The sequence below is a fragment of the Streptomyces sp. NPDC055140 genome (genome assembly GCF_053607285.1).
The window spans coordinates 1-1,858 of sequence record NZ_JBSGTG010000163.1; the positions used below are offsets into that span (position 1 = coordinate 1).

Below are 1,858 nucleotides of genomic sequence, written 5' to 3' on the forward strand. Positions count from 1 at the left end.
ATCCAGCTCGGGCTCTTGGCCGGTCAACGCGTACAGCGAGGGGAGCGACGGCGCGAGGCGCACGCGCGGATCGGGATCGTCGTCCGCGATGTGCACGCTGTGCTTGATACGGGCGGGCCGGATGGGGCCGCGGAACTCACCGACGATGTCACAGCGCCCCGGATGACGGATGATCTCCGTGATCACCACCGGGTCGTCGCCCTGGTCCAGCACCATGCCCGCCCTCAGCTGGGACAGCGGCACGGACTCCGGATCGCGGTCAGTGAGCGGATCAGGAAGGTAGGCGATCAGGCGGTTCAGATCGGTGAGGACCGTGTCCGCGCCGGGCAGCTCGAAGACCGGTGCCGGGGTCACCTCGAAGAACCCGGGGGTGTCCTCCACGAGGGCGGAGTGCCTACCTCGGCCTGCGGCGGGCACCGCGGTCGTGGCCATGAACTGCACGACGTGATCGAGGACTTGAGTGGTCAGCCGCTTAACCTGGGCGCGCAACTCACGGGCCCGGTCCAACTCTCCGGCAGCCGCGAAGAGGGCGTCGCCGCGACGGCCGGCGCGTAGCCGGTCGCCTGCCTCGTCGGCGGCCTGCAGCAGGCTGAGCGCCTCGGGAGTGATGGCGTCGCTCAGCCAGGCACGCACCCGGTCCCAGGTGAGGGTCACCGTCTGCCCGGCAATGCGCGCCTGGAACTGCTTGGCGCTGTGTTTGTGGCTGACGCCGTCTGCGGGAGCGAGGTCCTTGTTGATCTGCCCGGTTCCCTCGCCGTGGTGGCGCATGTGCCGGCTCTTCCAGCGGGCGAAGGCATCGTCGTCGTCCACCGCGGCGATCAGCGCGATGAGCTGGTAGTCGGAGAGGACTCCGCGGATCGCCCAGGCGGCTGCCGCCGATTCCGTGCTGTGCGGTGTGCCCAGGTCGGGCAGGGGCAGGGCCCAGTCGTCGGCCAGCACGATGGCCGGGGTATCCAGCTCGGCGGCATTACGCATGCGCGCTGGGCCGAGGCCTTCGGTGTCGCGCCCCTCGTTGTCGGCGAACATGTCCGGCGTGCCGAAGAGGTCGTCGGGCCTGTCCTCGGGCTTGTCGAGGTCAGGCGCAGTATCCGGCTGCTGCGTGGTCGGCTTGTCGACGTTGAAGAGTCCGCCGGGCTCCTCGGTGGTCCGCTTCGGCCTGGGCTCCGGCTTCGGGGCCCGGCCCGCACGGCGGGCTTCTTCCGCCTCCAGGACCTGCAGGAGGGTCCGGTCGACTCCGGACAGCTCCCCTCCGTTGGCCATCTCGCGGCCCATCAGCTCCACGATCTCGTCGCGGATCTCGGCATCATCCATCGTGGACGGCGCCTTGGACCCTCCGGGGCGCACGGCGTCGAGCTGGTCGGACATCTCGTCCGGGCTCAAGGTGACGGTGTCCGCCCCGGTGTCGCCCGCCTGAGTGGTCTCCTCGGAAGTAGTCCCCACCGGGCCGTCGGAGGTCTGCGGCTGGTCGCCGGCATCGGTGGCGTCCGGCCCGGTCGTGGGCTCCTCGGTGCCTTCCTTGCGCCACCTGGCGGCCAGTGCGTCCATCGCCGCCTGATGAGCTGCAGCGTGGTCAGCCTTGGGTCGGCCAGATTCCCGCTGCTCCCGCATCGCACGACCCCGCGCGTCCCGGTACCCGATCGCGTGAGTGAGCGCGGCGTCCGCCTCGTCCCATGTCAGGTCATCGACCTCACGCGCGGGGTCCGGAACAGCCGCATCTCCCGACCTCAGAATGGGCAGCTGGACCAGCTCACCGGGGCCGTAGGTGAACTTGCCACGTGCGGTAACGAGGGTCACCGAATCTCCCGAACGGGAGATCTCCGGGACGCGGTGTGCGCCGACTTGGATGAACAGGAGCTGG

The 1,858-nt window shown here is 70.0% G+C and carries 1 protein-coding gene; it reads right to left on the reverse strand.

Features of this window, described 5'->3' with window-relative positions; genetic code table 11:
- A partial coding sequence (locus tag ACWFR4_RS48630; RefSeq protein ID WP_453658383.1) for a hypothetical protein occupies positions 1 to 1,545 on the reverse strand: 1,545 nt, incomplete at its 3' end.
- Between the last annotated feature and the right edge of the window lie 313 nt (positions 1,546 to 1,858).